This window comes from Gemmatimonadota bacterium (assembly GCA_016209965.1).
Classification (GTDB): Bacteria; Gemmatimonadota; Gemmatimonadetes; order Longimicrobiales; family RSA9; genus JACQVE01.
The window spans coordinates 1-24,042 of sequence record JACQVE010000336.1 but is presented as its reverse complement, the minus strand read 5'-3'; the positions used below and the strand labels follow the sequence as shown (position 1 = coordinate 24,042).

Annotated in this window: 17 protein-coding genes; 6 read left to right on the top strand and 11 right to left on the bottom strand. The window is 70.0% G+C overall.

All coding sequences use genetic code 11. From position 1 onward, the window contains the following. The coding region (locus HY703_13515; protein MBI4546211.1) for a hypothetical protein at window positions 1–2,646 on the bottom strand (2,646 nt) is incomplete at its 3' end. A 304-nt stretch (window positions 2,647–2,950) separates the two neighbouring features. Here HY703_13515 and HY703_13510 point away from each other — a divergent pair. The 3 genes from HY703_13510 to HY703_13500 all read left to right on the top strand — a co-directional run bounded on the left by HY703_13510 (window position 2,951) and on the right by HY703_13500 (window position 6,321). Next, entirely contained in the window at window positions 2,951–3,091 is a 141-nt protein-coding gene (locus tag HY703_13510; GenBank protein MBI4546210.1) for a hypothetical protein, read from the top strand. Between the two features lie 81 nt (window positions 3,092–3,172). Continuing rightward, window positions 3,173–3,331: a hypothetical protein gene (locus HY703_13505; protein ID MBI4546209.1), complete on the top strand. Its 159-nt coding sequence runs from the start codon at window positions 3,173–3,175 to the stop codon at window positions 3,329–3,331. 236 nt (window positions 3,332–3,567) lie between these two features. Next, entirely contained in the window at window positions 3,568–6,321 is a 2,754-nt protein-coding gene (locus tag HY703_13500; protein MBI4546208.1) for a bifunctional transaldolase/phosoglucose isomerase, read from the top strand. 112 nt (window positions 6,322–6,433) lie between these two features. Here the strand turns inward: HY703_13500 and HY703_13495 are convergent, their stop codons facing one another. Next, on the bottom strand, window positions 6,434–6,889 hold the full coding sequence (locus HY703_13495; GenBank protein ID MBI4546207.1) for a PIN domain-containing protein: 456 nt from the start codon (window positions 6,887–6,889) through the stop codon (window positions 6,434–6,436). After that, window positions 6,886–7,152, bottom strand: a complete 267-nt coding sequence (locus HY703_13490) for an AbrB/MazE/SpoVT family DNA-binding domain-containing protein (protein ID MBI4546206.1) — start codon at window positions 7,150–7,152, stop codon at window positions 6,886–6,888. Before HY703_13490 ends, HY703_13495 begins: the two co-directional genes overlap by 4 nt. A gap of 143 nt (window positions 7,153–7,295) precedes the next feature. Here HY703_13490 and idi point away from each other — a divergent pair, with 143 nt between their 5' ends. After that, a complete protein-coding gene (gene idi, locus HY703_13485) occupies window positions 7,296–7,817 on the top strand; it encodes an isopentenyl-diphosphate Delta-isomerase (GenBank protein MBI4546205.1) in 522 nt (173 codons plus the stop codon). Window positions 7,818–7,878: 61 nt separating this feature from the next. On the opposite strand, the gene HY703_13480 is transcribed toward idi, so the two are convergent. The 7 genes from HY703_13480 to HY703_13450 form a co-directional block, all read right to left on the bottom strand. After that, the gene (locus tag HY703_13480) at window positions 7,879–9,855 is read right to left on the bottom strand and encodes a response regulator (protein ID MBI4546204.1); all 1,977 of its coding nucleotides are present in this window, start codon (window positions 9,853–9,855) and stop codon (window positions 7,879–7,881) included. Between the two features lie 5 nt (window positions 9,856–9,860). Beyond that, the gene (locus HY703_13475; protein ID MBI4546203.1) at window positions 9,861–10,958 is read right to left on the bottom strand and encodes an ABC transporter substrate-binding protein; all 1,098 of its coding nucleotides are present in this window, start codon (window positions 10,956–10,958) and stop codon (window positions 9,861–9,863) included. 214 nt (window positions 10,959–11,172) lie between these two features. Next, the gene (locus HY703_13470; GenBank protein MBI4546202.1) at window positions 11,173–12,519 is read right to left on the bottom strand and encodes an amino acid permease; all 1,347 of its coding nucleotides are present in this window, start codon (window positions 12,517–12,519) and stop codon (window positions 11,173–11,175) included. Between the two features lie 144 nt (window positions 12,520–12,663). Then, entirely contained in the window at window positions 12,664–14,775 is a 2,112-nt protein-coding gene (locus HY703_13465; protein ID MBI4546201.1) for a S9 family peptidase, read from the bottom strand. Between the two features lie 57 nt (window positions 14,776–14,832). Then, entirely contained in the window at window positions 14,833–15,966 is a 1,134-nt protein-coding gene (locus HY703_13460) for a DEAD/DEAH box helicase (protein ID MBI4546200.1), read from the bottom strand. 254 nt (window positions 15,967–16,220) lie between these two features. Next, window positions 16,221–18,803 carry a zinc-dependent metalloprotease gene (locus tag HY703_13455; GenBank protein MBI4546199.1) on the bottom strand — a complete coding sequence of 861 codons (2,583 nt, stop codon included), beginning with the start codon at window positions 18,801–18,803 and terminating at the stop codon, window positions 16,221–16,223. 6 nt (window positions 18,804–18,809) lie between these two features. Continuing rightward, window positions 18,810–19,394 (bottom strand): hypothetical protein, encoded by a 585-nt coding sequence (locus HY703_13450; protein ID MBI4546198.1) that lies wholly within the window; start codon window positions 19,392–19,394, stop codon window positions 18,810–18,812. A 317-nt stretch (window positions 19,395–19,711) separates the two neighbouring features. Between HY703_13450 and HY703_13445 the strand changes: the two genes are divergently transcribed. After that, complete coding sequence (locus HY703_13445) at window positions 19,712–21,412, top strand: D-aminoacylase (protein MBI4546197.1); 1,701 nt, start codon at window positions 19,712–19,714, stop codon at window positions 21,410–21,412. 111 nt (window positions 21,413–21,523) lie between these two features. Here the strand turns inward: HY703_13445 and HY703_13440 are convergent, their stop codons facing one another. Next, a complete protein-coding gene (locus HY703_13440) occupies window positions 21,524–22,882 on the bottom strand; it encodes a hypothetical protein (protein ID MBI4546196.1) in 1,359 nt (452 codons plus the stop codon). A gap of 239 nt (window positions 22,883–23,121) precedes the next feature. Between HY703_13440 and HY703_13435 the strand changes: the two genes are divergently transcribed. Further along, window positions 23,122–24,042 (top strand): cyclase (locus HY703_13435; GenBank protein ID MBI4546195.1); only part of this gene is annotated, 921 nt, incomplete at its 3' end.

Sequence of the window (24,042 nt, the reverse complement as noted above, 5' to 3'; positions counted from 1 at the left end):
GCCGGTGACGGTACTCGGGTAGATGCGGTGGTCGGCATTGGCGTCGCGCAGCCCGATGCCGATGTACGCCTCGCCGGCCTCGTCATCGTCCTCGCCGTGACACAGGAAGTAGGCGACGCTGCAGACGGGCAGGATCTCCCGCACGTGCGTCGCGGTGTCGGCCGGGTTGCGTCCGACCGGGACGAGGCGCAGCCCGCCGGTGCCGGTGATCCGCGTGTGGTGCTCGGCCATCCGCCCCGCGTCGAGCTGCGGGTCGCGCGTCCAGCCGATCGCCAGGTCGATCCCCTCGAGGATGCCGATGCGCGTGGGCGCGTCGCGCAGCTCGCCCGTCCGCAGGTCGATCACCGAGATCGGCTGCTCGATCATGTGCTTGAGCCCCCAGAACCCGTAGGGGCAGAGCACGTTCTCGGCCGGGTGGCGCCCGGCCTCCTCGACCGGGCAGCGCGGCGCGGGCGGCGCGTTCCGGATCCCCGCCTCCGACCATTCTTCTCGCAGCACGGGGCAGGGCGTGATCGCGTCGGCGCGCGTGATCGGGTGCTCGTAGACCAGCGTCCAGGGGAAGGCGAAGTTCGCCGGCCGCGTCCTCGCGATCTGGATCACGCCGGCACGTTCCAGGCGACGTCGCAGGTCGTCCCGCCAGTCGACGCCCGACCTCCTCGCATCCTCCGGCTGCAGGTGCTGGAGGATCATGCTGTAGAGCCGCCAGCCCTGCCGGGCGAGCACCCACAGGTCGTACCCGAACTGCCGGCGCGGCTTGCCGTGGTTCTCGTCGAGGCCGGGGACAGGCCGGCCGGCCGCGTAGACGGGATTGCCCGAATTGTCCCGCCGCCAGAAGCAGTTGAGCAGCTCGCCGCGCACGCGCTCGAGCGTATCCTCAGCCGCGAGCGGGCTGAACGGCACCCAGGCCGGTGTGTGCTCCGGGTCGCCGCTCACGATGATGCGGTGCTCGCCCGCGCCCGCGCGGTTCAGCGTCAGGTTGACTGCGACGTCGTGTGCCGCTTCCTCCTTCTCCCAGGGGAAGCGGACCCGGCGGCGGCCGAACTTCTCGTCGGCCGCGTCGAAGGTCGCGGTCAGCGCGTAGTCCACCTCGACCGCGTTCGGCGTCGCCAGTTCGACCGGCGCGTCCCGCGTCACGTTGGCGCAGACCACGGCGGACTGGAGCAGGTTGTTCTCGTGGTACAGCGAGAGCCGGGCCCGCGCGACGAACGGCTCGCCGGGCGTGGCGCCGCGTCGCGGCAGCTCGGGCGTGACGAGCCGCAGCGCGACCGGCCCGCTGCGCCCCGCCGGCTTCCCCTGGATGTACGGCCGGCTGCGACCCGTGTGGCGAGGCACCCACATCTCGGCCGAGGCGGTGTGCGGCGTGAAATCGCTCGAGATGACGACGACGCGGATCACGTAGCCGTCGCGGTCGGGCGGCAGTGCCTGCTCCGGGAACCCGCCGCTGCCGGCGACGATGCTCGACAGCTTGTCCCAGCGGGGCCCGACGTCGACGAGCAGGTGGTAGGCACGTCCGGCGACCAGGCTGCGGTCCGGCGCCACGGCCTGGCCGGCCTCCGGGTCGGCGAAGTTGGCGTTGAGCACGCGGGGCGCGTGCGCGGCCTCGGCCTCGAGCTCTGCGGCGAGGTCCTCGTACATGGCCGTCAGGCGGTCGACATCGGTTTCCATGGCCTCGACCGCTTCCTTGGCCGCGGCGAGCGGAACGACACCCTCGCTCTCGTGCTCCCACGCGTGCGCGCGCACGTAGTCGATCGCCTCCCCGGATTCGACCCGCACCCCTTCCACCCGCTCGGACAGCCGGTCGAACTCGTCCAGCCGCGTCCTGACCCGGTCCACCTGCCGCATGTGCAGGTAGCGCCTGGTGCCCAGGAGATCGGCGACCTTGTCGCCCGCCCTGCTCGCCAGCTCGGATGCACGAACCGTGAGCCGGTCCAGCAGCGAATCGAAGCGCAGCATGCTCTCGCCGCCCTCGCCCATCACGAACGTGACGTCCAGGTCCGGGCCCATGCCCTCCGCGGCCGCGGCCACCTCGGGCAGCGGCCGGTTGTGCAGGATCCCCGCGTAGACCTCGCGCACGTAGTCGTGCAGCGGCGTGGCCTCGAGGCGGACGATCACCAGGGCGGCGGGACCGCCGGCCAGCGCGATCTGCTCGGCCAGGCGGACGGCCTCCCGCCTGCTCCTGCGCGACACCTCCAGGATCAGCAGGCGCGTGCTCACCGCGAGCAGCCGGTCCCGCAGCTCGGCCGGGCCCACGGTGCGGTCCGGGCGAGGCAGCCGCAGCACCGGCTCGGCCTCGCCGCCCGGACCGGTGCCGATCCTGCCGATGTAGTGCACGACCTCGTACTGCTGCGGCCACGGGGACTCGCCCGGGAAGGCCTCCGCCAGCATGCGCGGCAGGTGCGCGGGCGGGACCTCCGCCTGCGCCGGCAGCAGCGCGAGCTGCTCGGGACTCCACGCCGGAGCCCAGAGCCGCGGCGCCACGACCTTGAGCGCGCGGTCCCAGCCGAAATGACCGAGCAGGTCGCGGAAGATCAGGAACGGGTTGTACGCCGGCGTCAGGTGCGAGATCGCGATCAGCACGTCGATCGGCATGTCCACGGGCACGGCGGCCAGGCGAGGACGGGTCGGAACGGGCACGTAGCGGTACATGGGGAGAGCCCTCCATCACGAGGCGCGAGGAGCGGCGCAACAGCGGCGGTGGGAAGGACCGGCGGCCGGCCCCGGGCACTGTGATAATCACCGGCGGCACGGCACGCAAGGGGGTTGGTGGTCCGCGCCACGCATCTGCACCAGACCGATCGGGCCTGTACCGGTCCGGAACGGAGCGTCTGGTGCAGCTCGATCCCGTCGGCGGCGCGCTCTGCTTCTGGAGGTCCGGGCGCGGAACGATGCGGAGGGCCGCGTCGTAGCATCGCAGCGTGGCGAGACGGACTGCGCGGTGGGCTATGAGGGCGTGGGCGACTCGATCATCGATTCTGCACGCGGCTGCGTGGCCGAGGCGGCCGGCGCACGGCCGGCGGCGCTCGGCATCGGCGTCGCCGGTCAGGTCAACGCGAGGACCGGCGAAGTGCTGTTCGCGCCGAACCTGGGCTAGCGCAACGCGCCGCTGCGGGAGCCGCTCGAGTGCCACGTCGAGGCGTGGACCGTCACGACCGAAGGCACGTTGTTGTCCGACGTGCCGCGTCACTATATTCGCATTCATCCCGTCAACATCCGCGATCCCCACAACAACGAGGACCCTAATCACGGCGAGCTGGGGATCGCGAACCGCCCGCCCGGCTCACAGTGGCGTTTCCCGGCCAGGGAGGTGGTGGTGGCGCCGCTACAATCATGACGGTTACGGCCAGCGCGGCGACGGCGGGCCGTACGTCGGCTCGGGTCAGACTACCGTGTTACGGTGACGCCACCGCGCGCGGGAGTGGCAGTCAACATGAGTCAACATGGCGAGGCCGGCCCCTGACCCGGCGCTCGCGGGTCGGGGCGCGCCGCCTCCTGGCGTCTGCGCTCAGGCGCGGAATCACCTGGGCGCCGGCCCGGCGCTCGCGGGAGGGTAGCGACACAGTGGCGACAATGCACGATCTGCTCCGTTACGGCCAGTCCGCATGGCTCGAGTACATCCGCCGGAGCTTGATGGACAGCGGCGAGCTGGCTGAGCTGATCGCGGCGGGGCTGCGCGGCCTGACCAGCAACCCGTCGATTTTCGCGAAGGCAATCGCGGGCAGCGACGAGTACGACGCCGAGCTGCGCGCATTGCTCGAGCGGGACCCGCACGCGACCGGCGAGGCACTGTTCGAGGCGCTCGCCGTTTCCGACATCGGCCGCGCGGCCGACCTGTTCCGCGGCGTCTACGAGGAGACGAATGGCGCCGACGGGTTCGTCAGCATCGAGGTCTCGCCGCGGCTGGCCGCCGACACCGCTAGCACGCTCGCGGAGGCGCGGCGGCTCTGGCGCACGCTCGCCCGGCCCAACGTCATGATCAAGGTGCCGGCCACGCCCGCCGGCATCCCGGCCATCGAGCGGCTGATCGCGGAGGGCATCAACGTGAACGTCACGCTGATGTTCTCGCTGCGGCACTACGATGACGTCGCCGCCGCGTACCTGCGTGGGCTGCAGGCATGCACCGATCCGTCGCGCGTCGCTTCCGTGGCCTCCTTCTTCGTGAGCCGCATCGACAGCGCAGTCGATCCGCTGCTGGACTCGCGAGGCGGTGCGGCGGCGGCCGCGCTGCGCGGGCGCATTGCTATTGCGAACGCGAAGCGCGCGTACGCGCGCTACCGCGAGATATTCGGTGGCCCTGAGTTCGCGCCGCTGCGCGCGCGCGGCGCGCGCGCGCAACGCGTGCTGTTTGCGAGCACGAGCACCAAGGACCCGCGCTACCCGGACATGCACTACGTCGAGGCGCTGATTGGCCCCGACACGGTCGATACCCTGCCGCCCGACACGCTGGTGGCGTTGCTGGACCACGGCCGGGCGGACACGGCACTGGAGCAGGACCTCGAGGGCGCGGCCCGGGATCTCGAGGCCCTCGCCGAGCTGGACATCGACTTCAACGAGGTGACGCGGGAGTTGCAGGACGATGGCGTGCGCAAATTTGTCGACTCCTTCGACGAGCTGCTCGCTTCGATCCTGGAGAAGGGTGAGGCGCTGCGGGTGGGCGAGTGCGGCCCGGAACACGCGGGGCACGCGGGCCGCGCGGAGTACGCGCTGGTGCGCTCCGGCGCGGCCGTTGACAAGCGGCTGCGCGAGTGGACGGAGTCCGGCTTCGGCCACAGGCTGTGGCGGCACGATGCGACGCTGTGGTCCGCGCAGCCCGTCCCCGAGCTGACCGACCGGCTGGGCTGGCTCCGGCTGCCGGAGCTGCTGAGCGAGCGCGTGGACGAGCTGGAGGATCTGGCGGCCGACGTCAAGTACGAAGGCATCCGCGACGTCGTACTGCTCGGCATGGGCGGCTCCAGCCTGGCGCCCGAGGTGTTCCAGCGCACGCTCGGCAACGCGGCCGGGTATCCGCGATTGCGCGTGCTCGACAGCACACACCCTGCGGCGGTGCGCGCGGTCGAACGCGCCGTGGACCTGACTACCACACTGTTCGTGGTTTCGAGCAAGTCGGGCACGACCACCGAGACGCTGTCGTTCTTCCGCTATTTCTGGGCGCGGCTGGCCGAGCGCGTGAAGCAGCCGGGCCGGCACTTCATCGCGATCACCGATCCCGGCACGCCGCTCGCCGAGCTGGCGGCCGAGCGCGGCTTCCGCGCCGCCTGCCTTGCACCGCCCGACGTGGGCGGGCGCTACTCCGCGCTTGCCGAGTTCGGGCTGGTGCCAGCGGCGCTCATCGGCGCCGACGTGCGCGGGCTGCTCGACCAGGCGTGGTGCATGGCCGAGGCTGCGGCGTTCTGCGTGCCGGAGACGCACAATCCGGGTCTCCTGCTCGGCGCCTCACTGGGCGAGCTTGCGCGCACCGGCCGCAACAAGTTGACGTTTCTAACCTCGCCCGCACTGAACGCCTTTCCGGATTGGATCGAGCAGCTCATTGCCGAGAGCACCGGCAAAGACGGTCGCGGTATTGTTCCCGTTGTCGGCGAGGCGCACGCAATGCCGGACGCATACGGCGACGACCGCTTCTTCGTTCATCTCGCTCTGGCAGACGAGGCTGCGGGCGCGCTGGACGAGGCCGTCGCGAAACTCGAGGCCGCAGGCCACCCCGTCGCCCGCTTCCACCTTCCGGAGCCGCTCGCGCTGGGAGCGGAGATGTTTCGCTGGGAGCTCGCGGTCGCGGCGGCGGGCAGCGTGCTGGGCATCCATCCGTTCAATCAGCCCGACGTGCAACTGGCGAAGGACATGGCGCGCCAGGCGATGGCCGGCGCCGGCGCGGGCGTGAGCGGCGGGGTCGCTGTCAAGGACGCCGCGGGGCTCGGCAAGGCGTTCGAGCGCTGGCTCGCAGGGGCAGAGCCCGGCGGCTACATCGCGCTGCAGGCTTTTGTCGAGCCGAGCGACAAGATCGCGGCGGCATTGGCCGGGATCCGCGCGCGGCTGCGCGAGCGCACCCGGCTGGCGACTACGGTCGGCTTCGGCCCACGGTTCCTCCACTCGACCGGCCAATTGCACAAGGGCGGGCCGGAAGGCGGGATCTTCCTGCAGCTAGTGGACGAGCCGGCCGAAGACCTGGAGATACCGGAAACTGATCACAGTTTCGGCCGGTTGCTGCGCGCGCAGGCCGACGGAGATTACGCTGCGCTGGCGCAGCGCGGGCGTGGGCCGCTGCGGCTCGAGCTGGGCCGGGATCCGCTCGCCGCACTCGCACGCATCGAGGCGGCGCTCGGTGGCTGAAGCGCCGGACGGTAGCGTGGTTCGCTCCTGGCTGCTGGACGCGGCTGCGGCGCCCGAGGCCCCGTAAGACGACCAATCCGTCAAACGACGTTCTGCGTGGAGCGCTGCCCGCCTACGGCGTCTTGATCCGGTCGGCAATGCGCGCAGGCGCGAGAGCCTGGAAATGCTTGAGATTCCATGTATAGATCGTCGCGGCGTCGACTTTCGCGGCTGCCGCGAGATGCAGCGCGTCATAGATCTGACCGCTCCGGAGCCCCCGTGCCAGCGCATCCTCGACGGTGGCGAAGTACTCCGCAGCCGTGAGCGCGACAGCGGTAAACAACGCGCGCACCTGCTTCAGGATATCGGCTACGTCCGCGGGCCGGAGACGGTCCCGATAGGCCGGGCTTGTAACGGTCGCGTATAGCTCCGCTACGCTATGGGCGGAGCAGAACGCCCGCGTTCGCGAGGCGGTGCGCACCACCGCCACCGAAGCAGCGTGATGCGCGTGACGCAGATCGGCAGCCGCCACCAGGACCGCGGTGTCGCAGAAAAACGTGTCCCCCGCGCCGCGGCCGCCACCCGTCATCCCGCGAGCTCCCGCGCCCGCCGCTCGTACTCTTGCTGGAGGAGCTCGTGAATGTCGATAGCGTGCGACGCTCCCGTATCGAACACCACCCAGCCATTCTCGAGAACCTGCCGGCGGGGTACTGTGTCGGTCGGGATCAGCCGAACCTCGCGCCCCTCCAGCCGCACCTCGAGCGGCGTGTCCTCGCTGATGCCGGACGCCTCGCGGATCGCCTTCGGGATGACGACCCGGCCCGTTCCATCAACACGAATTTTCCTCATCATGCCACAAAATAAATGGCAAATGCCACTAAATCAATACCATCAGCAGGTGCTCCCTTCCGCTTGCGTACGGTTTCCCTACTTGCTTCCGCTCCGGTATCCGCGTAGATGCGGCGAGACAGGGAGCCGATAGCCGCGGAGGCGTGTTGGAAGAGCGCGTGGTCCTGGTGGACGAGAACGACCTCGAGGTGGGAACCGCGGGTAAGCTGGCGGCGCACCGTGAGCCGCCGCGGCTGCACCGGGCGTTCTCGGTCTTTGTCTTCAACACAGCGGGCGAGCTGCTGCTGCAGCGGCGGGCGGCGGCGAAGTACCACTCGGCAGGGCTGTGGTCGAATACCTGCTGCGGCCATCCGCGTCCGGGCGAGGACACGCTGGCTGCAGCGCACCGGCGGCTCGAGCAGGAAATGGGGTTCGACTGCGAGCTCCGTGCTGCCTTCCGCTTCACCTATCGGGCGGAGCTCGGCCAGGGTGTGGCCGAGCACGAATTCGACCACGTTTTCCTCGGGCGGTTCGACGGCAAGCCCGCGCCCGACCCGCTCGAGGCGGATGGCTGGCGCTGGGCAGCACCCGAGGTGCTGCGGCAGGATGTGGCGAGGCGGCCGGAAGCCTATACGGTCTGGTTCCGCATTGCGCTCGAGCGCCTGTGCGCGCAGGGTGCGGTTGCTTGAGGCGGGTCCCTTCCTCTCGCTGGCTGCTCCAGATGCGCGAGCAGAGGCGGTGCTCCTGCTCCTACCCGGTAGCGGCCCGACTATCGCGGCTGTCCAGCACCTGCCGCACCTTGAGAGCCAGTTTTTCGGGCGTGAAAGGCTTCGCGAGGAGCCAGTGGGTTCCCGCGCCCTCCGGGGATTCGGCAAATTCCGGTAGTGCGTAGCCGGACATGAAGAGCACGCGTGTGCGCGGGCAGACGAGCCAGAGCCGGTCGGCGAGCTGTTTCCCGCTCATCCCCGGCATGACGACGTCCGTCAGCAAGAGGTCGATAGCGGCGCCGTATTCGCGGGCGAGGCCGAGGGCATGCTCGCCGTCCTGCGCCTCGAGAACGTTGTAGCCACTGCGCTCGAGCACGCTGCGGGCGAGCGATCGCACGGCCAGCTCGTCTTCGACCAGCAGCACGGTCTCGCTGCCGCCTGAGCCCTGCCGCGCGGCCGCGGGTGCGGGCGATTCCTGCGGCTCGGGCTCGACGCGCGGCAGGTAGATGTCGAAGCGGCTCCCCCTGCCCGGCTGACTCTTCCCTTCGATGTGCCCGCCGCTCTGTTTGACGATGCCGTAAACCGTGGACAGGCCGAGCCCCGTTCCCTTCCCTACCTGCTTGGTCGTGAAGAACGGCTCGAACACGCGAGCCAGCGTCTCCTCGTCCATTCCCACGCCCGTATCCGACACCGCCAGCATCACGTAACTGCCCGGCTCGAGGCCGGCACGGCGGCGGGCGAAGGCGTCGTCGACCTCGACCTCGCAGGTCTCGACCGTAATCGTCCCGCCGTTCGCCAGGGCGTCCCGCGCGTTCACCACCAGGTTCACCAGCACTTGCCCGAGCTGGCTGGGATCGGCCCGGACACAGACGGCGTGCGGGGCCAGCTCGAAGCGCAGGTCGATGTGCTCGCCGATCAGCCGGCCGAGCATCTTGCCGATGTCGGTGATCAGGACATTGAGGTCGAGGATCCGTGGCAGCAGCACCTGCTTCCGGCCGAACGCGAGGAGCTGGCGCGTCAGCGTCGCAGCGCGCTCCGCAGCTCTGTCGACCTCCTCCAGATCGGCACGGATGTACGGCGGGCAGCCCGGGCTGTCTAGCAACAGCCGGGTGTGACCCTGGATCGCAGTGAGCAGGTTGTTGAAGTCATGCGCAATACCACCGGCCATGCGGCCGATCGCCTCGGTCTTCTCCGCCTGGCGGAGCTGCTCGTCCCGTTGCCGGATCGCCTGCTCGGCAGCTTCTCTCTGCGTGTGCGCCACTTCGAGGTTCTCGGCCATACGATTGAAGCTGCGGGCCACGGCGGCGAGCTCGTCATTGTGGCGCACCGGCACTCGCGTCTCGAGGTCGCCGGCGCCCAGGCGGGCGGCGGCAGCGGAGAGCTCCTCGAGCGGCAGCAGCAGTCGGCCGCGCAGGAAGCGGGTGAGGAGCACGATGACCAGGCCAAAGATGGAAGCCAGCGCCAGGCTCAGAACGTACAGGCCTTTGAGCGCGCTCGCCTGCCGCATCTCGAGCGAGGTGCGCACCTGGTGCCGCAGCCGCACCAGCCGGCCCAGCTTGGCTTGCAGCGAGTCGGCCGACCGGAACATGAGGGCCGCATGCTCCCGCGCCTCCCCCGTCCGGCCCCGGGCCGCCAGGTCGAATGCGTCCTGTGCCAGCACCTCCAGCTCCTGATGCCGCTCCTTCAGTCGCTCCACCAGCAGCCGCTCTTCGGACGAGAGGTTCCGGAACAGGTAGAGCCTGATGTCGTGGAATACGGAGGTGCCATGTTCGCGAAACGCGGCCAACCCGGCCGGGCTCGGATCCTGGGTGTAGCGACTCGCTTCGAGCAGCTGCGCGTAAAGGTTGCCCGTGATGCGGCCCGCCAGCCGCTCGTCCTCAAGCACGGCGTCCGTCTCGCGGTGCAGCTCCCGCTGCATCGCCGTGAAGAAGCCGAGCACGCCGACGAGCATGGCCAGTGCAGCTACGGCCCAGGCCAGGGCGCCGGCAACAATCAACTGGCGAACGGATAGCTTGCGCATGGCCGTTACTGGCCAGCCTGGACGGCCCGCACGCCGGCAGACGCGACCTCGGCGAGCAGGTGCGAGCGCATGACGTCGCCGTGGCCATCGAAGGCGATGGGGCCGGCGAGTCCCTGGAAGGCCGGCCGTTCGCGGCCGACCGAGGCAAGGAAGCGGCGCACTGCCTCCCGGTCCCGTGCGCCGGATCGCAGCGCTTCCGCGAGTAACAGGACGGCGTCGTAGGTGAGAAGGGACTCGCTGGTCAACTCCCTGCCCATCGCGCGCTGGTACTGCCGGCGCAATGCCTGGACACGTGGATTCGGCGCTTCCGGGTCAATGAAGCGGACGAAGCGGACGCCGGTGAACACACCGTCCCGATTCCGGTAGACGTGCGGGTCATCCAGCGCGTCACTACCCAAGATCGGCAGGTCCTGCAAGCGCTGGCGCAAGTGGCGTAGGAACGGCTCGAGATCCAGCGGCCGCCCGATGAGCACCAGCACCTCCGGCACGGCGTCGGCCACGGTACCCGCCACCCTTTCCAGGTGGCCGGGATCACCGGCCTCGAGGTACGGCGCTTCGTAGACGATGGTGTGGCCGTGCCTGACCAGCAGCCCTCTCAGCTCGAGCTCGAGGGCGCGGCCGTAGTCGTCGTTCACATACACGACTGCCACGCGAGCGGGGCTGGCCCGCACACCTACCTGCGCAGCCAGAAATTTGGCCTGCCGGCGGTCGTCCGGCACCAGCCGGAAGCTGTAGGGGCCGGCCTGGCTGAAAAGCGGTGCCGTGGTGTTGGGCGCAATGTGCACAAGACCCCGCGCGTTGTAAACCTGAGACGCAGCAAGGCTCGCGGCGCTGTTCGAGTGTCCGATTACCGCCACGATCGCCGGATTCGTCGCGAGACTCTCCGCCGCGGCGATCGCCGGCTGCGCCCAGTTGGCCTGCCGGCCGGAGACCATGACCAGGTCGAGCGGGCGGCCGGCTATACCGCCCGCTGCATTGATTTCGGCAACGGCGAGGCGGGCCGCCGCCGCGGCATTGGGGCCCAGGACCACGCCGATGCGCGCCGGCTCGGGCGCGCCGCAACTGACGATCAGGCAGACAGACGGCAGGAGGAGCGGGCGCATGGTTCTGCCGGGCAGCATCGCGGGTTGGAGAGCTTTGCGGGAATGTCGTATGATGCCGTCTTCAATCCCGGGAGTCAAGGAAAGCGAGTATGAGCCCCCCCGCCCACGCCAGCGCCGCCGGATTATGCAGAAGGAATGCGCGGCAATCCGCAGCACAAATTCGAAGACGATGAGGGCGCGCCGGCAGGATATTTGCAAAATTCGGGCCGCTCAGCTACCGCCCGGAGCCCGCTACCGACCGGCGCGGCCGGAGCCTCGACCTCCACACGGCGTAGGCCGGCGTGCCGATCGCGACAATGCCAACACCCAAAAGGGCCTGTACCGGCTGTGCCGCCAGCGTGTTCAGCACAATGGCGGCGGCGGCGAGAATGAAGAGTACGGGGGTGAGCGGGTAGCCGGGCACGCGGAACGGGCGGGGCGCCTTCGGGCGGCGTCGCCTATAAACAAAGATGCTGGCGGCGCCGAGGGCGTAGAAGATCCAGCCGGCGAACACCACGTACGTCAGGAGCTGCTCGAACGTACCGGTTGCAGCCAGCAGCATAGCCCAGGCGGAGCCGGCCAAAATCGCGAACGCGGGCGTGCCGAAGCGGGGGTGTACGTCCGCGAGCCGGCGGAAAAAGAGGCCGTCCCGGGCCATTGCGTAGTAGGCGCGCGGCGCCGTGAGCGCTAGCCCATTGGCTGCGCTGAACATGGAGACGAGAATCGCGGCGGCGATCACCTTGCCCGCCGCCGCGCCGAGCAGCGCGTCCACCGCCTCCGCCGCAATGCGCTGGGAGCCGGCCGCCCGCTCGGGACCGAGCGCTGCAATGTAGCCGAGGTTGGCCAGCAGGTAGATCCCGATCAGGGCCGTAGTGCCCAGAACGATCGCGCGCGGGAAGGTGCGCTGCGGGTCGAGCGTTTCGCCCGCCGAGAAAGTGACGTACTGCCACCCCTCGTAGGCCCAGAGCACACCGATCATAGCCAGCCCCACGCCCGAGAGGAGCGTCGCGTCGAGCGGCGCGGCAAAGAAGCGGCCGCCACTCGCCTCCCAGCCGCTGCCCGTGGCGAGGAGGAGTCCGCTCATGAGCAGGATCGCCCCGGCCTTGATCCCCGTACTCCAGTTCTGGACGCCGACGCCCGTCCGCGTGCCCCGGACATTGATGGCGGCGACCACGGCGATCATGAGTAGTGCGAGCAGCTTGCCGGCTACGGCGCCCAGCGCCACGAACTGGCGGAGGTAGCCGCTGAAGGCGACGGCCAGTGTGGCAGTCGAGCCGCTGCTGATCACGAAGAAGAGCGTCCAGCCGTAGAGGAAGGCGAGGAGCGGGCCGAAGGCGTCACGGAGGTAGACGTACAGGCCGCCGGCCTGCGGGTCCATGGCGCCCAGCTCGCCGTACGTGAGCGCGCCGAGCAGCGAGAGCACGCCGCCGGCCAGCCAGACGGCCAGTGCGACGCCCACGTCGCCGCCCGTCTGGCGCACTACGGCACCGGGCACCAGGAAGATGCCGGAGCCGATGACGGTTCCGACCACAATCAGGGTCAGGTCGCGCAGCGTGAGCGTGCGTTCGAGCGCGCGGTTCATAAGGGCATTTCCTGGCACTCGGAGCGCAGTGACGCTCGCCCCAGATGCCGCGCCTCAGACCGACGAGGCATGAACCGGTGGTCACCCGAACCTGACCCGAAGAAAACTTGACTCATTTGTAACAAGTTTGGCGATACAAGGATTCTAGGGGCCGCTCGCCGCCGCTGCCGTAGTGGGCCGCTCGATCAGCCAGTGCACGAACCAGCTCTTGATCCGCTCGAGCCGGTCCACCAGCAGCCATGGCTCGCCCGTGCGCGAGAGGCCATGCGAGGAGCGTGGATAGCGCACCAGCTCCACGGGCACTCTCCGCTTCTGCAGCGCCATGAACCACTGCTCGCCCTCGCCCATGGGCGTCCGGTAGTCGTTCTCACTGTGGATCACCAGCGTGGGCGCCCTCACGTTCTCGACGTAGGTGATGGGTGAGAGGCGGCGATACAGCTCACGCTGCTCCCAGGGCGGGCCATAGAACTCGTGCTCGGTGAGGCCCTGCGCGTCCGAGTCGCCGTACCAGCTCTCCCAGTTGGCGATCGAGCGGCTGGTCACGGCGGCGGCGAAGCGGTCGCTCCGCGCCGTCAGCCAGTTGGTCATGAAGCCGCCATAGCTGCCGCCCGAGACACCCAGGCGCTGCGCGTCGATCTCCGGGTACTTGCCCAGCGCTGCGTCGACACCCTTCAGGAAATCTTCCTGGTCCACCTCGCCCCACCTGCCGCGCGTGGCGTAGGTGAAGGCGTGGCCGTAGCCCTCCGAGCCGCGCGGGTTGGGGTAGAGCACGAAGAAGCCGGCGCCGGAAAGCACGTGGAACGTCTGGAAGAACGTGTTGCCATAGGCGCTGTGCGGCCCGCCGTGGATCTTCAGCACCAGCGGGTACCGCTTGCCGGGCTGGAACCCCACGGGCTTGACCAGCCAACCCTCGATCTCCGTGCCGTCGGCGACCTTCCAGGTGAGCCGCTCGTGCGGCATGCGCTCGACTTCGGCCAGCCATACGTCATTGAAGGATGTCAGCCGCCGCTCCTCCCGGCCGTCGCCGCGGGCGATGAACACTTCCGCTGGGGTGATGGCATCGCTGGCCGTGTAGGCCATGACGCGGCCCTCGCGGGAGAAGGAGAAGGCGCCGAGCTGACGGGCGCCGCTCGTCACCTGCCGGACCGCGCCGCCAGCAGCGCCCACCTCGAACAGGTGGACCCCGCCACCGATCCGCGCCTGGAAGCGGAGCGCCCGCCCATCCGGCGTCCAGACGGGCGCGCCCGGCTCCAGGTCCCACGACGCCGTCAGGTTGCGTGGCTCGCCACGCAGTCCCCCATCCGGGGCGAGGTCGACCACCAGCAAGTCCGTCTGGGCGCCGCGCTGCGGCGTGCGCAGAAACGCCAGCCGCCGGCCGTCCGGGGAAACCGCAGGCGAGACCTCGGAGCCGGGATTCGCCGTCAGCTTGAGGGGCGCACCACCCTCGACCGGCACCACAAAAAGGTCCGCTGTCGGCTCACGATTCCACTCGTCATCTTCCAGCTCGTCGCCGCTGAAGTAGAGGAACCGGCCGTCCGCGGACCAGGTGATGGCGCGGATGCTGAACGGCGGCTCTGCCACCACGCGGGGCTCGCCTCCGCCGGCGCGCGCCAGCAGCAGCCGCGGCTTGGGACGCGTCGAGTAGTGCGGCAAGAGGGCCAGTGTGCCGTCCCGCTTGTAGCGCAGGGACGTGATCACCCGACCGTCAAAACGCTTGGCATCCAGCGTGCTGGTGATCGCGTCGGGCGCGATCCACCCCTTCCGCTCCTTCCGCTCGCCCTCGCCTTCGCCGGCCTCGTCTTCCAATGATTTCAGATAAGCGATCCAGGCCCCGTCCTGCGACCAGACCGGCGCACCCTCAATGCCGGCAACGTGGTAGGCCTCACCGCCTGGCGCGGCCACCCGCGCGAACCACGTCTGGTTGCTGTCCTTGCCCCGCCGCGACTGGAAGCTCAGCACCTGCCCATCCGGCGACCAGCGGGGGGAGAACGACTCCTCCGTGGGATCGGTGAAGCGGAACGGCTCGCCCGCCGGCCGGCCCGCCGCCAGCCGCTGCAGCCACACCTGGCGGTGCCGCTTGTTCTCCTTCTCGTCCACGGTGGTGACCGTGAAGGCCAACAGGTTAGCGGCCGGTGAGACGGCCACTTCGCTGACGAAAGTCATGCGGTAGTAGTCCTGCGGCAGCAAGGCACGCTTCTGGGCGGCGGCCGGCACGGCCAGGACCAGCACGAGTGCGGGCGCAAACAGGCGACGCATAAAGGCCTCCGGTAGCGAAAAGTGAGGAATTTCTCCAGAAATTAGACTTTCGAGCAGTTACTCCGAAAGCCTGCGCACGTTTTCGGCCTCGGGCCCCTTGGGCCGGCGCACCAGATCGAAACGCACGCGGTCCCCCTCGCTCAGGGAGCGGTCGCCATCGCCGGGGATGGCGGAGCGGTGGACAAAGCAGTCCTTCTCGCCCGTATCCGGGGTAATGAAGCCATAACCCTTGCGCTCGTTGAACCAGCGGACCGTGCCGGTGAGGCCGGTGCTGAGCACCTCTTCGGTTTCCACCGCCAAACCGGCGCGCCTGGGAGCCGCGGCGGGGAGCGGAGGCGAGGTTAGGCTGGGTATCGGCAGCTCGGGTGGGGGGCCTGGGGCTGGCGCCAGCGCTTCGACCCACTCGGCCTTGCGGGTAATGCGCTGTAGCCGGTCCCGCAACGGCTCGGGCAGGCTGGCGGCAAAGGCGATGGTCTGCCGGTCCGTGCGTAGTGCGGCGAGGATGCGCTCGAGCTGCGCCCAGCGGTCGCTTAGCCGATCGGCCTCGTCCAGCACCAGGACCTGGATGGTGGAGAGGTCCACGTTCCCGGCTTCCAGGTGCTCGAGCAGCCGGCCCGGCGTGGCCACCAGGATGTCGAAGCCGGCGCGGAGATCCCGGACCTGTGCCGCAGCCGGGCCCCCGTCGTGCAACGTGCCCACCCACAGGTGCAGCGGGCGGGCGAGCGCGCGCGCCTTGCCGGCCACGCGCTCCACCAGCTCGCGCGTGGGGCAGATCACCAGCAGGTGCAAGCCCTCGCGGTCTGCCTGCCGCTCGAGGGCCGGGATGAGGTACGAGCCGGTCTTGCCCGCGCCCCGGTCCGCGACCGCCACCACATCGCGCCGGCTCGCGAGGAGCGGGATGATTCCAGATTGGAGCGGCGTCGGCCGCCTCCACCCCAGTTCCTCGATGGCGCGGAGCAGTTCTGGGCGCGAGGTCAGCTCGGGGAAGGTGCGCCGGAGCGGCGCCGCGCGCGCCGCTTCCCGGCGGGGCGGAACCCCGGCAGGCTCCCGCGCCGGCACGCCGCGCGCCGGTGCCGCGCCCGGCGCACGGCGGGCGCGACGCTTCTGCCGGAGCAGCAGAAAGACAAGGACCGCACTGGCGGCCACGAGTGCCGCCAGCGCGATCCATGTCGAGGTTCCCAGTACCTGCAAGGTCTACCCGAAGAACGAGCTTGTTGCGCCGCCCACGCCTCATTTAGCGCCGGCGGCAGCGCCCGTGCCGCTCTGGCTCGGGCTGCTCGCGGCGCGGTTCACGCCCGGCCGGCTGCAAAATTGTCTCAGGACGCGCCATCTCTGTCAAGTAAACTCACGCCCCGTTGGGAGCTTAGTGGTCGAATTTGCAAGTACGGTAAAGTACGGTCGCATTTCGGCCGTGAGCGTACTCGCGAACTCGACCACTTGGCAGCTTATTGCCAGGGGGCTCGCCCGCCAATGGGCGTGCCGGGCGGCGGCCGCAGCGGCTCGGTCCGCCTGCCGCCCTCATAGCGCCGGTCGAGGAATCGCTCGATGTCTGCCGCCGCGAGCTGACGGTGGGCAGCCTCCTGAGGCGATCCCGGACGGGCGGAGCGCAGCGCCGCGGCAATGCGCCGGAGCCCCCACTCGGCCGCAGCACGCGATTCGACTGCCGCCCCGGCGTCGGCTGCCAGCTCGATGAGCGCGTCCAGCACTGCGCGCTGCACGGCGCGGCGCAGCGCGGCGTGCTCGCGCGGCGGCGTCCCGCCCCAGGCTCCGTCCACCAGCCGGCCCATCACTTCCTCGAGGGACGGCATCCCGGGGTCGCGCTCGTGGAAGGCGACGACGCGCGCGGTCCGCCGCGGCTCGAGGATCCCGCCCACTACCATGTCCGCGAGCGTGCGGGCCAGGCCCACCTGGTCGAAGGCCGGCGCCGCCTGCGTCGCGAAGGCACGCGCATCTGAAGCGTAGCCGAACGGACGCGGCGCGAGCAGGCGCAGCACCCGCTCGGGCACGGCCAGCTCTGCCGCGTCGAGCTCGGCCAGCAGCAGCTCGAGCGCCCGGCGCTGCCGCTCCGCCGGGACCAGTTGTGTGACCGGCAGTCGGTCGCCGCGCACGCCGTAGCGGTACTCCATCCCCCCGATCTCCTTGATGGCCGCATCCAGCGTGTAGCGGTGGTGCAGATAGACGGGCACGAAGCGCTCGTTCAGCCGCCACATCGGCTCGCCTGGGCGCAGTGCGCTCTCGTCAAACCGATCCATGAGCACGCGTCGAACCTCGAGCACCCGCTCCAGCTCGTCCAGCGCATCACTCCCATTGATCCACCAGGTGGCCAGCGGGTAGGAATTCGATGGCTCAGCATCCGGGTTGGTGATGAACTTGAGCCCGCGGCTCATCGCCTCCTGCACAATGGCCTCGAGCCCTGCCGCCTCCTGCTCCGCCGGGAACTCGGTGTAGGCATAGCGGATCGCGATCGTGTCATACGCACCCGGACCAGCGCGGTAGGCGTCGCTCACGTCGATCCGGCCGTCCACCAGCTTGATCAGCGGCGCCGGATAGTCCATAACGGACGCGCGCCCATAGCTCGCGGCGATGAAGTTGTGCGCCAGACCGAGCGTGTGGCCGATCTCGTGCGCCGCATGCTGCCGGCGCCGGGCCATGGCAAACGCTTCCGCACCCGTATTCGGGTCCAGCGCCGCCACCCAGTCCAGCGCGCCATCCGCCGCCAGGAATTCGTCCCGCACGTCCAGCGCCGTGCCCGCCCCCGTTCCCGTTCCGCTTCCCGCCCCGGCTCCCGCCGTCACTGCCGGCACCACTCCCGCGTACAGGTTGTAGTCCACGAGCGAGCGGTGGGAGTCCATGCGCACAGCAGCCTTGATGATCTCGCCCGTGCGCGGGTCGCGGAACGAAGGGCCAATCGAGGAGCCCGCCTCCGTGCGGTGCACCCACTGGATCACGTGGTAGCGCGCATCCATGGGGTCCATGTCCGGCGGCATGTCCTGGACGCGGAACGCGGTCAGGAAACCCGCCGCTTCGAATACCTTGCTCCACCAGGCGCCGCCCTCCTTGAAGGCACTGCGGTACGGCTCCGGAACGGCAGGATCGAGGTAGTAGACAATGGGCTCGACCGGCTCGCTCATGGCAGCCGAGGGGTCCTTCTTCACCAGCCGGTGGCGTACTGCCAGACGCGTGACCAGGTCCGCGTCGAAAGGCTTGCCGTAGTCGTAGAAGCTGACGGAGAAGACGCCGATCCGCGGGTCGAAGCGCCGGGGCCGGTAGCCGGGCGCGGGCAGCTTCACCAGCGAGTGGTGCTGTCGTATCGTGAGCGAGCGGGCGTCCGGCGTATGACGGCGGATCTCCGTGCCCGGCGCCTCCAAGGCCAGGGTCAGCGACGCCTCTACTTCCGTGTTCTCCGGGAACGCCTTGGTGCGGGGCAGGTGGATCACGCTGCGCTCCGCATCCACCCGGGACTTCCCCTGCCCCGCTCGCTCGAGCCGCCCCGGCAGGTCCAGCGCGTCCCGCAGGAAGAAGGCGGTCGCGTCCACCAGCGCGCGGTCGCCTTCCCCGGCGACGATGTCGAAGCTGGCCACGGTGGAGGTGGGGAACGATTCCTGGACCGAGCGGGCGAGCGCCTCCGTTGGCTCCGTCTCCGCACGGAACGAGGGGTTCTGCAGCACCAGCAGGAGCTTCGGCCCCACCCGCTCGAAGCGCGCAATGAAGTCCTCCTGGATCATGCCGCGATCCAGTCCCAGATCATTCGAGCCGATCCCCGTCGCCAGCGAGGTCAGGTACAGGAAATCCTCGCCTGTACGGGGCACTTCCAGCAGCAGCCGTCCTCTGACCGCGTCCCAGTAGAGGGGGAAGTAGCCGTCGCGCTGCTCCAGGCCCTTCGTGTACTCGGCAATCGAGGGAACAGCACGCTGCTGCTGTGCAGGCAATGCCGCGGCGGTGAGGAGGAGCAGGAGCGAGAGGGGCGCGGATGCAGCAAGGACCGCGACGCGGGGGGTACGCTTCTCGGGGCGCAATGTCCTGATCATGGTGGCTTACTCCCGCGTCTTTGCCGGCACGTTCTTCAGATAGAGCCAGAGCGCACGGATCTCGTCGCCCGTCATCTGCGAGGTCCAGATCCAGGGCATGGCCGCGCTGATGGCGCTGCCATCGGGCCGCTTGCCGTGCCGCAAGGCGGTGAAGAAGTCCGCCTCGCTCCACTCCCCGATGCCCGCGGGCGTGATGTTGGGTGCGCCCGGCGGCGGGCCGCCGCCGCCAGTCAGGTCGGGGCCGTGGCGGACGGAGCGGACGTAGTCCGCGTCGGTGTAAGCAGCGCCGATGCCGCCCCGGCCGACCGTCAGATTGCTCGCCACCAGGCGGCCCATGGGCGGCGCGTCCACCACCACCTTGCCGCCCAGGTCCCGGCCGTGGCACTCGAGGCACTTGGCGACAGCCTCGGCGAAGTGCCGCCCCCGACCGATGGCGCCGCTATCCCTCGCCGGGGCGACGGGCTCGACCTCGAATTCGTAACGCCGACTCATGCGCCAGCCGCTGACTGCGTACACGCCTGCGCTGGCCAGCAGCACCAGGCCGAGAACGGAAGCCAGCACCACACTGCTCCATTTCAGGAACCTGCGCATCTTGCTCTAGTTGGTCTCGTGGACGGGGCGCGCACGGCCCGTCGTTACGAGCCCGCCACGCGTGGCCGGAACCCCGACGCTCTTGCGCGGCCGCGCCGAGCGTCCAAGTCTTTCCTTCAAGAGACGAAGCTGCCCGCGCGGAAGCGCGTGGCCCGCGTCAACTCGTGGTAAGGTTACGCCGCCTGCTGTGCCTCAGCTTAGACGAGAGGGCGGCAGGTGCGCAAGCGAAGGCGGACCGGGGCGGAATCCGGCGGCAAAGCGCTGGCATTCGCCCGGGCCTTCGGCCCTTCGGTATACCCGCGCACCCGGAGCGCGCCATGCCCAAGCACGCGTTTCCCGTCCTGATCTCTCTTCTCCTCTTCTCGGCCTGCTCGCTCGCGCCGAACCCGCCGGAGTATGACCTGGTCCTGCGCCACGGCACGATCTACGACGGGAGCGGCGGCCCGCCCGTGGTCGGGGACGTGGCCATTCATGGCGACAGCATTGTCGCCGTAGGTGAGCTGGGGCCGACGCGGCCGCGGCGCGAACTGGACGTCGCCGGCCTGGCCGTGGCTCCCGGCTTCATCAACATGCTGAGCTGGGCCACCGAGTCGCTGCTGGCGGACGGGCGCTCGCAGAGCGACATCCGCCAGGGCGTGACGCTGGAAGTCATGGGCGAGGGCGAGTCGATGGGGCCGTGGAATGCGGAGATGAAGCGGCTGAACCAGGAGTTGCAGGGCGACATCAAGTACGACATCGAGTGGACGACGCTGGGCGAGTACCTCGAGCACCTGGAGCGGCACGGTGTCTCGAGCAACGTGGCGTCCTTTGTGGGCGCCACGACCGTGCGCATCCACGAGGTCGGCTACCAGGACCGGCCGCCCACGCCCGAGGAGCTCGAGCGCATGCGCGCCCTGGTGCGCCAGGCCATGGAAGAGGGCGCGCTGGGCGTGGGCTCCTCGCTCATTTACGCGCCCGCGTTCTACGCCGGGACCGAGGAGCTGGTGGCCCTGGCCGAGGAGTCCGGCCGTTACGGCGGCATGTATATCTCTCACATGAGGAGCGAGGGCAACCGGCTGCTCGAGGCGGTGGACGAGCTCTTGAGCATTGCGCGGCGCGCGAACGTGCCGGCGGAGATCTACCACCTGAAGGCGGCGGGCGAATCCAACTGGAAGAAGATGGACGAGGTGATCCGCAAGGTGGAGGCGTCGCGGGCCGACGGGCTGAAGATCACGGCGGACATGTACAACTACACGGCGGGCGCCACCGGGCTGGACGCTGCCATGCCGCCCTGGGTGCAGGAGGGCGGGCTGCGCGAGTGGATCCGGCGGCTGCAGGATCCGGCCATTCGCGCGCGCGTGCGCCGGGAAATGACCACGCCCACGGACGCCTGGGAGAGCCTGTACCTCATGAGCGGCTCGCCCGAGCGCATTCTGCTGGTCGGCTTCAAGCAGGACTCGCTCAAGTACCTGACGGGCAGGTCGCTAGCCCAGGTGGCGCGGCTGCGGCGGAAGTCGCCGGAGGAGACGGCCATGGACCTGGTGGTTCAGGACGACAGCCGGGTGGGCACGATCTACTTCCTTATGTCGGAGGAGAATGTGAAGAAGCAGATTGCCCTGCCCTGGGTCAGCTTCTGCTCGGATGCGGAGTCGCTCGCGCCGCAGGGAGTCTTCCTCAAGTCCAACCCGCACCCGCGCGCGTATGGCAGCTTTGCGCGGCTGCTGGGGAAGTACGTCCGCGAGGAGAAGGTGATCCCGCTGGCGGAGGCGGTGCGGCGGCTCACTTCGCTGCCGGCGACGAACCTCGAGCTGCGGCGCCGCGGCCGTCTCGCGCCCGGCTACTACGCGGACATCGTGGTCTTCGACCCGGAGACGATCGCCGATCGGGCGACCTTCGAGCAGCCGCACCAGTACGCGACCGGCGTGGTGCATGTGTTGGTCAACGGCGTACAGGTGCTACGTGCTGGCGAGCACACGGGCGCGAAGCCGGGGCGGGTCGTGCGAGGCCCGGGCTGGAAGGGTTGGAAGCCCGTGAGCTGATCCTTGCCAGGCGGGGTTTTTGACACCGCCGGGCGCGCCGAGGCCGCGGAGCTCGACCGGCGCCGGCAGACTTGCCGGGACTCCGCGGCCTTCGCGCGCTGGGCGGTGCTGTCAGCGGCCCACGATGCGGACGGCGTCGTCGCCGGAGACCACCTGGGTCACGGGCTGCCCGGGCGGCGGCGGCACGGGGCCGAACAGGCGGGCCGCCGTGGTGCTCGGGTCGAAGCGGCCGCCCTGGAAGCCCTCGTTATCGAGGTCTTGCGTGGCGAAGTGGACGACCAGGTCCAGGTCGCCGTCGCCGTCCACGTCCTCGACCGCGCCCCGCACCGGGATCGCGCCCTGCGGGTAGATGCCCGGGACGAAGTCGGCCAGGTCCATCATCCGCAGCAGGCTCGGATCCAGCCGGGTCGCGTCGAAGGCCGGGAACTCGGGCGTGGCCTGCTCCAGCGGTCTGGTTAAGACCGCGACCGCCACCAGACCCTTGCTCCCCAGGTTGATCGAGTTGGGATCGCTGCCCGGCTTGATGTCGATCTGGACCCGGGTGACCACGATCCGAGGCGGCGGCGGGGGCGGCGGGTTGCACTGGACGCCGTAAAAGCCGCGGTCGCCGCCGCTCGTCTTCTCGCTGCGGTAGTGGCCGCCGCTGGCGGCGACCCGCAGGAGGTAGGCCCTGGCCTGGGCGCTGGTGAAGGCGACGGTGACCGGCTGCGTCGGCGAGATCGCAGCCGTTGTCGGAGCGACCGGCCCCGCCGTGTTGTCCGCGTTGCGCACCTCGTAGGTGATCGAGGTGGCCTGGTTGGGCACGCCGGGGCCGGCGCCGTCCACGGAGAATACGACCTGCACCGGCTCGCCCGCGCCGGCGTTCACCGCCCAGAAGTGCCCCTCGGGCCCACCACTTTCGTTGTAGTTGAGCGGCCCGGCCCAGCCCAGCGCGACGCCGGCCGAGGCGCCGAGCTGGTAGTGCTGCCCCGATTGAGCGGGCGGCGGCTCCGTGGTCGGGATCGCCTCGAGTGAGAGGCGATAGACGCCCGGGCTCAGCGTCGCCGTCAGGTCCCCGGTGTTCGTCGGGCTCCCCGTGTAGGCGACGTCGGCGGTGGCGATCTGGTTGCCCGCGAGATCACGCAGTGTCGCGCGCAGCGTGCCCCGATCGTTGGCATTGACCGAGTGCGCGTCGACCCTGAGGGTGACGTTCTGCACCTGCGAGCCGCCCACGCGAACGTTCCACCGGTGTACGAGCGGCAGGTTCTGCGGGCCGGTGAAGATCCCGATCAGGCACGTGCGGTTGTCGAGCTGCGCCGCGAACGGCACCGGCTGGCTGAACGGGAGGTCCGCCCCCGATGCCGACATGAAACGGGGGAGGTCGTTCCCGAGGCCCGGCGCCGCGTCGGTGGAGGAGTCCATCGGGTTGGGCGTGTCACACGCGGGCAGGAGCAGCACCGCGAGAGCAGTGAGCAAAGCGGAGGTGCGCATGATGGCCTCCTGCAGAGAGTGGGGCGACAGTCATCGAGAGCGGCGCCGGGGGCAACCAGCTTTGCCGCGCCTGAGCAGCCCAGGGCGCTGGGCGCGGGTTCTTCACTCTCGGCAACGGGCACCGCGCGCAGGCGTTGAAGCGAGCGGCGCCGCGGGTTACTTTAACCGCTCGGCGTCACCGCCGGGTCACCGCACTGTCTCGCTTGTTGCTTTCTCCGCGGACTGTCGCAGGTCTCTCCATGATCGAGCTTCGCCTGCTGGGCGCCCTGGACCTCAAGACCGCAGACGGCCGCGAGCTGCGTTCCCTCCTGGCACAGCCCCGGCGCGTGGCGCTCCTGGCCTGCCTCGCGCTGCGGGCGGCTGGCGGCTTCTGCCGGCGCGATACCCTGCTGGCCATGTTCTGGCCGGAGCTGGACGAGAACCACGCCCGGCGCGCGTTGCGCCAGGCGCTGTACATCATCCGCCGCGAGCTGGGCGAAGGTGGGCTGAGGAGCCGGGGCGACGAGGAGGTGGGGCTGGATGCCGGCGCCGTGTGGTGCGACGTCGTCGCGTTCGAGCGTGCCGTGGAAGCGGGCTCGCTGGGCGAGGCCCTGGAGTGCTACCGCGGCGACCTGCTGGAAGGCTTCTTCATTTCCGGCGCCCCAGAATTCGAGCATTGGCTCGAGCGCGAGCGGGGGCGGCTCCGGCAACGGGCAGCGGCCGTGGCGTGGCAGCTCGCGGCCGAGCAGGCGCAGGCCGGGCAGACGGCGCGCGCCGCCGCAGTCGCCCGGCAGGCGCTGCAGTTATCTCCCGACGACGAGAGCGGGCTGCGTTGCCTGATCCTGCTGCTGGAGCGAGGCGGCGACCGTGCGGGCGCGCTGCGCACCTACGAGGAGTTTGCCCGGCACCTGGCGCGGGAGTACGGCGCAGAGCCGTCGGCGGAGACGCGGGCGCTGATCGAGGCCATCCGCGCAGATCGGGGAGTAGCTGCGACGGCGGAGGACTCGGGTGCGCTGCAACCCGCTGCGCCACGCGCGGCCGCCACGCCGGTGGCGGCCCCAGACCATGCCGCTCTGCCCCTCAGGCCGCCCCGCCGCCTGCACTGGTCTGGCCTGGCCCGCTCGCTGGCCTGGACAGGACGGGCCCGGACCCTGGCGGGCGCCGCACTCGCGCTCCTGCTC

What these genes read in the sequence shown, in the direction of transcription:
- HY703_13500 (MBI4546208.1), top strand. Translation starts at nt 3,568, where the DNA reads ATGCACGATCTGCTCCGTTACGGCCAGTCCGCATGGCTCGAGTACATC.
- HY703_13455 (MBI4546199.1), bottom strand. Translation starts at nt 18,803, where the DNA reads ATGATCAGGACATTGCGCCCCGAGAAGCGTACCCCCCGCGTCGCGGTC.
- HY703_13450 (MBI4546198.1), bottom strand. Translation starts at nt 19,394, where the DNA reads ATGCGCAGGTTCCTGAAATGGAGCAGTGTGGTGCTGGCTTCCGTTCTC.
- HY703_13495 (MBI4546207.1), bottom strand. Translation starts at nt 6,889, where the DNA reads ATGACGGGTGGCGGCCGCGGCGCGGGGGACACGTTTTTCTGCGACACC.
- HY703_13475 (MBI4546203.1), bottom strand. Translation starts at nt 10,958, where the DNA reads ATGCGCCCGCTCCTCCTGCCGTCTGTCTGCCTGATCGTCAGTTGCGGC.
- HY703_13440 (MBI4546196.1), bottom strand. Translation starts at nt 22,882, where the DNA reads ATGCGCACCTCCGCTTTGCTCACTGCTCTCGCGGTGCTGCTCCTGCCC.
- HY703_13445 (MBI4546197.1), top strand. Translation starts at nt 19,712, where the DNA reads ATGCCCAAGCACGCGTTTCCCGTCCTGATCTCTCTTCTCCTCTTCTCG.
- HY703_13480 (MBI4546204.1), bottom strand. Translation starts at nt 9,855, where the DNA reads ATGCGCAAGCTATCCGTTCGCCAGTTGATTGTTGCCGGCGCCCTGGCC.
- HY703_13470 (MBI4546202.1), bottom strand. Translation starts at nt 12,519, where the DNA reads ATGAACCGCGCGCTCGAACGCACGCTCACGCTGCGCGACCTGACCCTG.
- HY703_13465 (MBI4546201.1), bottom strand. Translation starts at nt 14,775, where the DNA reads ATGCGTCGCCTGTTTGCGCCCGCACTCGTGCTGGTCCTGGCCGTGCCG.
- HY703_13490 (MBI4546206.1), bottom strand. Translation starts at nt 7,152, where the DNA reads ATGATGAGGAAAATTCGTGTTGATGGAACGGGCCGGGTCGTCATCCCG.